Genomic DNA, 11,358 nt, shown 5'->3' on the forward strand with positions numbered 1-11,358 from the left:
CGAGTAAAACCGACCGTGCCAGGCCCGACCGGCAAGGAGACCAACCCCCGTGTCCGTCCTCTCGAAGATCATGCGTGCAGGCGAAGGCAAGATCCTGCGCAAGCTGCACCGCATTGCGGACCAGGTCAACTCCATCGAAGAGGACTTCACCGCCCTCTCCGACGCCGAGCTGCGCGCGCTGACCGCGGAGTACAAGGAGCGGTTCGCCGACGGCGAGACCCTCGACGACCTGTTGCCCGAGGCCTTCGCGACGGTGCGCGAGGCCGCCAAGCGCGTCCTCGGCCAGCGTCACTACGACGTGCAGCTGATGGGCGGCGCCGCCCTCCACCTCGGCTATGTCGCCGAGATGAAGACCGGTGAGGGCAAGACGCTCGTCGGTACGCTGCCCGCGTATCTGAACGCGCTCTCGGGCAAGGGCGTGCACCTGATCACGGTCAACGACTACCTGGCCGAGCGCGACTCCGAGATGATGGGCCGCGTCCACAAGTTCCTCGGCCTGAGCGTCGGCTGCATCCTCGCGAACATGTCGCCGGCCCAGCGCCGCGAGATGTACAACTGCGACATCACGTACGGCACGAACAACGAGTTCGGCTTCGACTACCTCCGCGACAACATGGCGTGGTCGAAGGACGAGCTGGTCCAGCGCGGCCACAACTACGCGATCGTCGACGAGGTCGACTCGATCCTCGTCGACGAGGCCCGTACGCCGCTGATCATCTCCGGCCCCGCCGACCAGGCCACCAAGTGGTACGGCGACTTCGCCAAGCTGGTCACCCGCCTCACCAGGGGCAAGCCCGGCGAGCCCCTCAAGGGCATCGAGGAGACCGGGGACTACGAGGTCGACGAGAAGAAGCGCACCGTCGCCATCCACGAGTCCGGTGTCGCCAAGGTCGAGGACTGGCTGGGCATCGACAACCTCTACGAGTCGGTGAACACCCCGCTCGTGGGTTATCTGAACAACGCCATCAAGGCCAAGGAACTCTTCAAGAAGGACAAGGACTACGTCGTCATCGACGGCGAAGTCATGATCGTCGACGAGCACACCGGCCGTATCCTCGCCGGCCGCCGCTACAACGAGGGCATGCACCAGGCGATCGAGGCGAAGGAAGGGGTGGACATCAAGGACGAGAACCAGACCCTTGCGACCATCACCCTCCAGAACTTCTTCCGGCTCTACGGCAAGCTCTCCGGAATGACCGGTACGGCCATGACGGAGGCCGCCGAGTTCCACCAGATCTACAAGCTGGGCGTCGTGCCGATCCCGACGAACCGGCCCATGGTCCGCGCCGACCAGTCGGACCTGATCTACCGCACCGAGGTCGCCAAGTTCGCCGCCGTCGTCGACGACATCGCGGAGAAGCACGAGAAGGGCCAGCCGATCCTGGTCGGCACCACCTCCGTCGAGAAGTCCGAGTACCTCTCGCAGCAGCTCTCCAAGCGCGGCGTCCAGCACGAGGTCCTGAACGCCAAGCAGCACGACCGTGAAGCGCCGATCATCGCCCAGGCCGGCCGCAAGGGCGCCGTCACCGTCGCCACGAACATGGCCGGACGAGGCACCGACATCAAGCTCGGCGGCAACCCCGACGACCTCGCGGAGGCGGAGCTGCGCCAGCGCGGTCTCGACCCCGAGGAGCACATCGAGGAGTGGGCTGCCGCGCTGCCCGCCGCCCTGGAGAAGGCCGAGCGCTCCGTGAAGGCGGAGTTCGAGGAGGTCAAGGAGCTCGGCGGGCTCTACGTCCTCGGCACCGAGCGGCACGAGTCGCGCCGTATCGACAACCAGCTGCGCGGCCGTTCCGGCCGTCAGGGCGACCCCGGCGAGTCCCGTTTCTACCTGTCGCTCGGTGACGACCTGATGCGCCTGTTCAAGGCCCAGATGGTCGAGCGCGTGATGTCGATGGCCAACGTCCCCGACGACGTACCGATCGAGAACAAGATGGTGACGCGCGCGATCGCGTCGGCCCAGTCGCAGGTCGAGCAGCAGAACTTCGAGACCCGTAAGAACGTCCTCAAGTACGACGAGGTCCTCAACCGCCAGCGCGAGGTCATCTACGGCGAGCGCCGTCGCGTCCTCGAGGGCGAGGACCTGCACGAGCAGATCGTGCACTTCATGGACGACACCATCGACGCGTACGTCTCCGCGGAGACCGCGGAGGGCTTCGCCGAGGAGTGGGACCTCGACCGGCTGTGGGGCGCCTTCAAGCAGCTCTACCCGGTGAAGGTCACCATCGAGGAGCTCGAGGACGAGATCGGCGACCGCGCGGGCCTGACGGCCGAGTTCATCTCCGAGGCCGTCAAGGACGACGTCCACGCGCAGTACGAGGCCCGTGAGGCGCAGCTCGGCTCCGACATCATGCGTGAGCTGGAGCGCCGGGTCGTGCTCTCCGTCCTCGACCGCAAGTGGCGCGAGCACCTCTACGAGATGGACTACCTCCAGGAGGGCATCGGCCTACGGGCCATGGCGCAGAAGGACCCGCTGGTCGAGTACCAGCGCGAGGGCTTCGACATGTTCAACGCCATGATGGACGGCATCAAGGAGGAGTCCGTCGGCTATCTGTTCAACCTGGAGGTCCAGGTCGAGCAGCAGGTCGAGGAGGTCCCCGTGTCCGACGCGGCGCCCTCCCTCACCAAGGACGGCGCGCAGGACGCCGTTCCGGCCGGCGCTTCCCGCCCGGAGATCCGCGCCAAGGGCCTCGACGCCCCGCAGCGCCCCGACCGCCTGCACTTCCAGGCGCCGAACGCCGAGGGCGGCGTGGACGAGGGCGACTTCACGACCACCGACCAGCCGACCGGTTCCACGACGGCCTCCGGCGACGGCATGACCCGCGCGGAGCGGCGCAAGGCCCAGAAGGGCGGGCGTCGCCGCAAGAAGTAGCGGTCGTGCGCGAGGCACAGGCTTCGTGAGGCACAGGCTTCGCGTGGCACAGGGCCTCGCGAAGCGCGGGGCTTCGTGTGGCCTGAGCAGGGCTTGAGCGCGGGCCGGGTACCTGTGGGTGCCCGGCCCGCGCTTCGTCGTTGGCTGCCGGTGCGGGCGGCCGTCTCAGTGCCCTTGGGTGCCCGGGCCCGCGACCTCCACCGCCGTGCAGCGCCAGCGCTCGTCGTCGCCCAGGTGCAGACGGAACGCCAGAGCGCGCAGCGCGGGGCCCGCGCCGACGCGGGCGAAGACCTCGAAGACGCCCGGGCGCACCTCGTAGTGGCCCACGCGCTGCACCGCGGGCCGGTGGCCGCCGACGGAGCGCAGCGGCAGCAGCTCGGCGAGCCGCACCAGGTCGTCGTACGCGGTGTGCGCGATGTGGCGCGCGACCGCGTGCACCGGACGCTGACCGCTGAGCACCAGGAGCAGCAACTCGGTGAAGAGCTCCGCCGGGTGCGGGGGCGGCTGGGCGGGGATGCGGCGTGGGCTCGGGCGGCGGGGGTCGGTACGGCCCGGCGGGCGGCTCGCGGGCGGGCGGGTCGCGGCGGGGCGGGGGCCCGTGGGGCGGCGGGGCCTGGTCATGATCTTGCGGAGCGCGGGGGACGGGCCCGTGCGGGGTGTGGCGGGGCGCCTGGAGCTGGTCGGGGGTGTGGGCGTGACCGCTGGTGCGGGCGTGACCGCCGGCGTGGGTGAGACCACCGGCGGGAGCGTGACCGCCGGTGTGGGCGTGCCTGCTGGTGTGGCCGTGACTACCGGTAAGCGTGTGACCGCCGGTGCGGGCGTGCCCACCGGCGTGGGCGTGCCCACCGGCGTGGGAGTGCCCACCGGCGTGGGCGTGCCCGCCGGTGTTGTCGGGGTCGAGGTCTTCGGCCGGGGCCGGGGCGAAGTCCGCGGCGAAGTCCGGGGCGGAGTCTGGGTCTGGGGCTGGCTCTGGCGCATGGGGGGGCTCCGGTTCCGTTCGCAGGTGTGGGGTGGGGCCGCGCGCGGCGGCCGTGAGTGGTGGCGTCCGGGCGCCTGTCTAGTACCGGCGGGTAACTTTCGTGCTGAGGATCTTGTACGGCCCCGGAGGCGGGCAGGGCAACGGCGTCGAGCGGCTCCGGGGCGTGCGCGGCGGTTCACTCATCAGGGTGAGCGCAGGGGTGGGCGAGGCCGTGGACACGGGGGAGGAGGGGGTGACGGCGCGGACCGGGGTGGACGCGGGGGGCGGGCCGGGCGGCAGCTCGAAGGGGGACGCGCGCACGTATCCTGAAAGCCCGTCCCGGGAGTCCTGGAGGCCCCTCCCGGACGCCTTCGCGACTACGAAAGCGGCCAGTCATGCGCGTGTACGTACCCCTGACCCTGCCCCGTCTCGCGCAGGCGCACGAAGCCGGTGAGCTGGGACCGGGGCCGCTGACCGCGTACGCCGTGACGCCCGCGCTGCGCGAGTGGTACGTCTCCGACGACATCGAGGAGCTGGAGTACGCGGCCCTGAACCGGGCGGCGCTCGCCTCGCTGCGACTGCTCGCCGGTGAGCCGGGGGCCGCGCGGCGCCGGGTCGTCCTCGCGGCGGACGTGCCGGACGGGGCGGCCGTCGCCGACCCCGACCGCGGTCTCGACCAGGGCGCGCTCGGCGAGGTGCGGATCGCGGGCGCACTGCCGCTGGCCAAGGCGGCCGCGGTGCACGTGGACTCCGGGGACGCGGAGGCCGACGTCACCGCTGCGGCGGACGCGCTGGGCGCCGCGGACCACGGGGACGACGACGCGCGGTTCGTCGTCGACGGGGCCGAGGACCACGAGCTGCTCTGGTACGCCACGCAGGAGATCCCGAACCTCGTCGGGGCCGGGGACTAGCCCGGGCCCGCGCGGGCCCGGGGGTTCTCCGGACGGGTTGTCGGTGGCGCCCGGTACCGTCTTGCGCATGGGGAAGCAGCGGCGCGGGGCGCACATCGTCTGGGACTGGAACGGGACTCTTCTGCACGACATCGACGCGGTCATAGGGGCGACCAACGCGTCGTTCCAGGAGATCGGTCTGGAGCCGATCACCCTGGAGCGGTATCGGGAGCTGTACTGCGTTCCGGTGCCGGTGTTCTACGAGCGCCTGATGGGGCGGCTGCCCACCGAGGCGGAGTGGCTCGTGATGGACGCCGTCTTCCACAAGCACTACGGGACGCGCGTGGACGCGTGCGCGCTGGCCGAGGGGGCGGCGGAGCTGCTCGCGCTGCGGCAGGCGGAGGGGCGTACGCAGTCGCTGCTGTCGCTCGCACCGCACGAGCAGCTGGTGCCGTTGGTGCGGCGGCACGGGATCTCGGAGCGGTTCGTGCGGATCGACGGGCGGACGGACGCCTCCCATGCCGGGAAGGCGGAGCGGATGGTCCGGCACCTCGCCGAGCTGGCGGAGGTCGCGGTCGAGCAGGTCGTCGTCATCGGGGACGCGGTGGATGACGCTCGGGCCGCGGCGCACGTGGGTGCCCGGGCCGTGCTCTACACCGGTGGGTCGCACAGTCGGGGGAGTCTCGAGTCGGCGGGGGTCCCTGTGGTCGACAGCCTCGCGGAGGCCGTGGAGACCGCGGAGCGGTTGGTGGCCTGATCCTTTCGGTCGCCTGACCCCGCGCAAGGGGCGACTATGCAGAGTGTCGAAGTTCGGCCCCGGGTTTTGTACACATACGGCTCATGACGACTTCCCGGTGCGGGGCGATAGCCTTGGTCCCGTGATCAGCGCGATATCCCGCGGAGGCGACGTCGCCTCCGCCCCGCGCCCGGAGAACACGGTGTACACGAACCGTGCCGGGCGCCTCGCTGACGACTCCGCGCGGCGTGGACCGCGCGGCGGACCACAGAGCGGATGCCACGAACATCTCAGGCATCACGGGTATCGCGGACACCTGGGTCGGCCCATGGATCCGCCGGAAATGGCGGATTACCGCCCGCTCATCGCTCATCGCGGCATAACGTCGACATGGACCGGAGACCCCGCGTCGCGGCGTTACGTCACATCACTTCCTTCTACGTCACGCAACGGCGCGCGACAGGAGTCAGAGGACAATGCAGACCAAGCTGGACGAAGCCAAGGCCGAGCTGCTCGCGCGGGCCGCCCGGGTAGCTGAGAACAGCCCGGTCGGGGGGCGCCTGCCAACGGGAGCACCGACCGGGCCGACGGGCGGGAGCGACACCACCGGCGGGTCCGGACCGGGCCGCACCGCCGCGGGCGACGGTTCCGGCAAGGCCGACGGTTCCACAGCCGACCGCTCCGGCAAGGCCCCCCGTTCCGCGAAGGCCGAAAGTGTCGCCGCGAAGGCCACAGGTAACGCGAAGGCCACAGGCACCGCGAAGGCCACAGGCACCGCGAAGGCCCGAGGCACCGCGAAGGCCACAGGCGCCGCCGAGTCCGCAGGCGCCGCCGAGGACGCCGCCGACACCGACCAGGCGAAGGTGCTCGCGTTCCTCAAGCGCTACTACCTCCACACCGCCCCCGAGGACCTCGCCGACCGCGACCCGGTCGACGTCTTCGGCGCCGCCTACTCCCACTACCGCCTGGCCGAGAACCGCCCCCAGGGCACGGCCAACGTCCGCGTGCACACCCCGACCGTCGAGGAGAACGGCTGGACGTGCAGCCACTCCGTCGTCGAGGTCGTGACCGACGACATGCCGTTCCTCGTGGACTCCGTCACCAACGAGCTGTCCCGGCAGGGGCGCGGCATCCACGTCGTCATCCACCCGCAGGTCGTGGTCCGCCGTGACGTCACCGGCAAGCTCCTCGAAGTGCTCCCCGCGGGGGCGAACGGCCTCCCCGCAGCAGCGAACGGCGCCGCCGAGCGCCCGCACGACGCGGTCACCGAGTCCTGGATCCACGTCGAGATCGACCGGGAGACCGACCGCTCCGACCTGAAGCAGATCACCGCCGACCTGCTGCGCATCCTCTCCGACGTCCGCGAGACGGTCGAGGACTGGGAGAAGATGCGCGACGCCGCGCTGCGCATCGCCGACGAGCTGCCGAGGGAGCCGACCGCCGACGACCTGCGCGACCAGGAGGTCGAGGAGGCCCGCGAGCTCCTGCGCTGGCTGGCCGCCGACCACTTCACCTTCCTCGGCTACCGCGAGTACGACCTGACGGAGGACGACTCCCTGGCCGCCGTGCCCGGCACCGGCCTCGGCATCCTGCGCGCCGACCCGCAGCACAGCGAGGACGACGACCACCACCCGGTCAGCCCGTCCTTCAACCGGCTGCCCGCCGACGCCCGCGCCAAGGCCCGCGAGCACAGGCTCCTGGTCCTGACGAAGGCCAACAGCCGCTCCACGGTGCACCGGCCCAGCTACCTCGACTACGTCGGCGTGAAGAAGTTCGACGAGCAGGGCAACGTCGTCGGGGAGCGCCGCTTCCTCGGCCTGTTCTCCTCGGCCGCGTACACCGAGTCCGTGCGCCGGGTGCCCGTCATCCGCCGCAAGGTCGCCGAGGTCCTCAAGGGCGCGGGCTTCTCGCCCAACAGCCACGACGGCCGTGACCTGCTCCAGATCCTGGAGACCTACCCCCGCGACGAGCTCTTCCAGACCCCGGCCGACCCGCTGCGGTCCATCGTCACGTCGGTGCTCTACCTCCAGGAGCGCCGCCGGCTGCGTCTGTACCTGCGCAAGGACGAGTACGGCCGCTACTACTCGGCGCTCGTCTACCTGCCCCGCGACCGCTACACCACGGGCGTGCGACTGCGGATCATCGACATCCTCAAGGAGGAGCTGAACGGCGCCAGCGTCGACTTCACGGCCTGGAACACCGAGTCGATCCTCTCCCGCATCCACTTCGTCGTCCGCGTCCCCAAGGGCGGCGAGGTCCCCGACCTCTCCGACAGCGACGTCGAGCGCATCGAGGCCCGCCTCGTCGAGGCCGCCCGCTCCTGGGCCGACGGCTTCGGGGAGGCGCTGACCGCCGAGCTGGGCGAGGAGCGCGCCGCCGAGCTGCTGCGCCGCTACCAGCACGCCTTCCCCGAGGGCTACAAGGCCGACCACTCGCCGCGCGCCGCGGTCGCCGACCTCGTCCACCTGGAGCGGCTCTCCAAGGACAGCCACAAGGACTTCGCGCTCAGCCTCTACGAGCCCGTGGGCGCAGCGCCCGACGAGCGCCGCTTCAAGATCTACCGGGCCGGTGCGCAGATCTCGCTGTCCGCCGTGCTGCCCGTCCTTCAGCGCCTCGGCGTGGAGGTCACCGACGAGCGGCCCTACGAGCTGCGCTGCTCGGACCGCACCAGCGCCTGGGTCTACGACTTCGGCCTGCGGATGCCGAAGGCGCAGAACGGCAACGGCGACTATCTGGGCGACGACGGCCGGGCCCGCTTCCAGGAGGCGTTCGCGGCCGCCTGGACCGGCGAGGCCGAGGTCGACGGCTTCAACTCCCTGGTCCTGCGCGCCGGTCTGAACTGGCGCCAGGCGATGGTCCTGCGCGCCTACGCCAAGTACCTGCGCCAGGCGGGCTCCACCTTCAGCCAGGACTACATGGAGGACACCCTCCGCAACAACGTCCACACCACCCGGCTGCTCGTCTCGCTCTTCGAGGCCCGGATGTCCCCGGAGCGCCAGCGGGCGGGCACCGAGCTGACCGACGGGCTCCTGGAGGAGCTGGACGGCGCCCTGGACCAGGTCGCCTCCCTGGACGAGGACCGCATCCTGCGCTCCTTCCTCACCGTCATCAAGGCGACGCTGCGCACGAACTTCTTCCAGAGCGCGGACGAGGGGAGCGACGGCAGGGGCCGGGGGGCCGGGGGCGGCAAGCCGCACAGCTACGTCTCCATGAAGTTCGACCCGCAGGCCATCCCCGACCTGCCGGCGCCGCGGCCCGCGTACGAGATCTGGGTGTACTCGCCGCGCGTCGAGGGCGTCCACCTGCGCTTCGGCAAGGTCGCACGCGGCGGCCTGCGCTGGTCCGACCGGCGTGAGGACTTCCGTACGGAGATCCTCGGCCTGGTCAAGGCGCAGATGGTGAAGAACACCGTCATCGTGCCGGTGGGCGCGAAGGGCGGCTTCGTCGCCAAGCAGCTGCCCGACCCGTCCGTGGACCGTGACGCGTGGCTGGCCGAGGGCGTCGCCTGCTACAAGACGTTCATCTCGGCGCTGCTGGACATCACCGACAACCTCGTCGCGGGCGAGGTCGTGCCCCCGGCCGACGTGGTCAGGCACGACGAGGACGACACCTATCTGGTGGTCGCGGCCGACAAGGGCACGGCGACGTTCTCCGACATCGCCAACGAGGTCGCCGAGTCGTACGACTTCTGGCTCGGTGACGCGTTCGCCTCCGGCGGCTCCGCGGGCTACGACCACAAGGGCATGGGCATCACCGCCCGCGGCGCCTGGGAGTCCGTGAAGCGGCACTTCAGGGAGCTGGGCTGCGACACCCAGACCGAGGACTTCACCGTCGTCGGCGTCGGCGACATGTCCGGTGACGTGTTCGGCAACGGCATGCTGCTCTCGGAGCATATCCGCCTGGTCGCCGCCTTCGACCACCGGCACATCTTCATCGACCCGAACCCGGACGCGGCCACCTCGTACGCCGAGCGCCGCCGTCTGTTCGAGCTGCCGCGCTCCAGCTGGGCCGACTACGACAAGGAGCTGCTCTCCGCGGGCGGCGGCGTCTTCCCGCGCTCCGCCAAGGCCATCCAGCTCAACGCGCACATCCGCGGGGCGCTCGGCATCGAGTCCGGCGCGAAGATGACCCCGGCCGACCTGATGCAGGCCATCCTCAAGGCGCCGGTCGACCTGCTGTGGAACGGCGGCATCGGCACGTACGTGAAGTCGGGCACCGAGTCGCACGCGGACGTCGGCGACAAGGCCAACGACGCCATCCGCGTCGACGGCGCGGACCTGCGCGTGAAGGTCGTCGGCGAGGGCGGCAACCTCGGCCTCACCCAGCTCGGCCGGATCGAGTTCGCGCGCGCGGGCGGGCGCATCAACACCGACGCCATCGACAACAGCGCGGGCGTGGACACCTCCGACCACGAGGTGAACATCAAGATCCTGCTGAACGCCGTGGTGCAGGCCGGGGACATGACGGTCAAGCAGCGCAACAAGCTGCTCGCCGAGATGACCGACGAGGTCGGCCACCTCGTCCTGCGCAACAACTACGCGCAGAACACGGCGCTGTCCAACTCCGTCTTCGAGGCGCCCTCACTGCTCCACGCCCACCAGCGCTTCATGCGGCGTCTGACCCGCGAGGGCCGGCTGAACCGGAACCTGGAGTTCCTGCCCACCGACCGGCAGATCCGCGAGCTGCTCAGCGCCGGCCGCGGCCTCGCCCAGCCCGAGCTTGCCGTCCTGCTCGCCTACACGAAGATCGTGACGGCGGAGGAGCTGATCGAGACCACGCTGCCCGACGACGCGTACCTGCGCAGGCTGCTGCACGCGTACTTCCCGCAGCCGCTGCGTGAGCGGTTCCTCGACCAGATCGACGACCACGCGCTGCGCCGCGAGATCATCACCACCGTCCTGGTCAACGACACGGTCAACTCCGGCGGTTCGACGTTCCTGCACCGCCTGCGCGAGGAGACGGGGGCGTCCCTGGAGGAGATCGTGCGGGCGCAGCTCGCCGCGCGGGAGATCTTCGGGCTCGGCGAGGTCTGGGACGCCGTGGAGTCGCTCGACAACGTCGTGGCCGCCGACGTCCAGACGAGGGTGCGGCTGCACTGCCGCCGGCTCGTCGAGCGCGGTACGCGCTGGCTGCTCAACAACCGGCCGCAGCCGCTCCAGCTGGCCGAGACCGTCGAGTTCTTCAGCGACGGCGTCGCCCAGGTGTGGGGCGAGCTGCCGAAGCTGATGCGCGGTTCGGACCTGGAGTGGTACGAGAACATCCGCGAGGAGCTGACCGCGGCGGGCGTGCCGGCGGAGCTCGCCCAGCGGGTCGCCGGATTCTCCTCGGCCTTCCCCTCGCTCGACATCGTCGCCGTCGCGGACCGCATGGGCAAGGAGCCGATGGCGGTCGCCGAGGTGTACTACGACCTCGCGGACCGGCTGCGGATCACCCAGCTCATGGACCGCATCATCGAACTGCCGCGGGCCGACCGCTGGCAGTCGATGGCGCGGGCTTCCATCCGCGAGGACCTGTACGCGGCGCACGCCGCCCTCACGGCAGACGTGCTGGCGGTCGGGAACGGCGAGGCCACGCCCGAGGAGCGGTTCAAGGCGTGGGAGGAGAAGAACGCGGCGATCCTCAGCAGGGCCCGGACCACCCTGGAGGAGATCCAGGGCTCCGACGCCTTCGACCTGGCCAATCTGTCGGTGGCCATGCGGACGATGCGGACGCTGCTGCGCACGCACTCGTAACCGGGCGGCGCGCAAGCGTTCGATCGTTGTACGTTGCCGGGGGGGGCCCCCCCCCCCCCCGGGGGGGGGGCCCCCCCCCCCGGGGGGGGGGTTGGGGGGGGCGGCGGGGGTACCCCCCTGATAGGGCAGGGTGGCCGGACAGGTCATATTTTCATAATTTGGGGGGTTGT

The 11,358-nt window shown here is 70.8% G+C and carries 5 protein-coding genes; 4 read left to right on the forward strand and 1 reads right to left on the reverse strand.

What is annotated here, in order from left to right:
- Positions 1-49 precede the first annotated feature (49 nt).
- Entirely contained in the window at positions 50-2,872 is a 2,823-nt protein-coding gene (gene secA, locus ACH4DX_RS00090) for a preprotein translocase subunit SecA (RefSeq protein ID WP_398116174.1), read from the forward strand.
- 165 nt (positions 2,873-3,037) lie between these two features.
- On the opposite strand, the gene ACH4DX_RS00095 is transcribed toward secA, so the two are convergent.
- Positions 3,038-3,610, reverse strand: coding sequence for an Rv3235 family protein (locus ACH4DX_RS00095; protein ID WP_398153413.1), 573 nt, complete (start codon positions 3,608-3,610; stop codon positions 3,038-3,040).
- A 615-nt stretch (positions 3,611-4,225) separates the two neighbouring features.
- Here ACH4DX_RS00095 and ACH4DX_RS00100 point away from each other — a divergent pair.
- The 3 genes from ACH4DX_RS00100 (at position 4,226) to ACH4DX_RS00110 (ending at position 11,188) form a co-directional block, all read left to right on the forward strand.
- Positions 4,226-4,741 (forward strand): DUF6912 family protein, encoded by a 516-nt coding sequence (locus ACH4DX_RS00100; protein ID WP_398116180.1) that lies wholly within the window; start codon positions 4,226-4,228, stop codon positions 4,739-4,741.
- A 67-nt stretch (positions 4,742-4,808) separates the two neighbouring features.
- Positions 4,809-5,477, forward strand: a complete 669-nt coding sequence (locus tag ACH4DX_RS00105) for an HAD family hydrolase (protein ID WP_398116182.1) — start codon at positions 4,809-4,811, stop codon at positions 5,475-5,477.
- A 455-nt stretch (positions 5,478-5,932) separates the two neighbouring features.
- Positions 5,933-11,188: an NAD-glutamate dehydrogenase gene (locus ACH4DX_RS00110; protein ID WP_398153414.1), complete on the forward strand. Its 5,256-nt coding sequence runs from the start codon at positions 5,933-5,935 to the stop codon at positions 11,186-11,188.
- The last annotated feature ends 170 nt before the right edge of the window (positions 11,189-11,358 follow it).

It is taken from the genome of Streptomyces sp. NPDC017940, from assembly GCF_044328435.1.
Taxonomy (GTDB): Bacteria; Actinomycetota; Actinomycetes; order Streptomycetales; family Streptomycetaceae; genus Streptomyces.

Excerpts from the sequence above, each read along its gene's own strand:
- ACH4DX_RS00105 (WP_398116182.1), top strand. The coding sequence starts at position 4,809 with ATGGGGAAGCAGCGGCGCGGGGCGCACATCGTCTGGGACTGGAACGGG.
- ACH4DX_RS00110 (WP_398153414.1), top strand. The coding sequence starts at position 5,933 with ATGCAGACCAAGCTGGACGAAGCCAAGGCCGAGCTGCTCGCGCGGGCC.
- ACH4DX_RS00100 (WP_398116180.1), top strand. The coding sequence starts at position 4,226 with ATGCGCGTGTACGTACCCCTGACCCTGCCCCGTCTCGCGCAGGCGCAC.